The sequence below is a fragment of the Methylobacterium sp. J-077 genome, from assembly GCF_022829365.1.
In the GTDB taxonomy this organism is placed as follows: Bacteria; Pseudomonadota; Alphaproteobacteria; order Rhizobiales; family Beijerinckiaceae; genus Methylobacterium.
Genome location: NZ_JAKSYJ010000015.1, coordinates 1 through 265, shown reverse-complemented (window position 1 = coordinate 265; position 265 = coordinate 1). Strand labels below are relative to the sequence as shown.

Below are 265 nucleotides of genomic sequence, written 5' to 3'. Positions count from 1 at the left end.
CGAAGACACCATGCCGATGATGCCGCCGACCTCCTGTTCGAAGCTGTCGGCCATCTGGCGCATGCCGGCCTTGCGCTGTTCCTCGGCTGCTAGGCGGGCCTCCGCGGTCTCTTCTTCCAACGCCTTCATGCGGATCAGGCCATCCTTGAACACCTGAACCCCGTCTGCGATCGTCCCGATCTCGGTCTTCTCGCCCTGATGCGGAATGGCAGCGTTGAGATCGCCAGCGGCAAGGGATTGCATCGGCCCCACGACCGAACGGATA

General features: G+C 63.0%; 1 pseudogene. It reads right to left on the bottom strand.

Going from position 1 to position 265, the window contains the following annotated elements:
* A pseudogene (locus MKL11_RS00315) lies at positions 1-265 on the bottom strand (methyl-accepting chemotaxis protein); the annotation flags it as partial.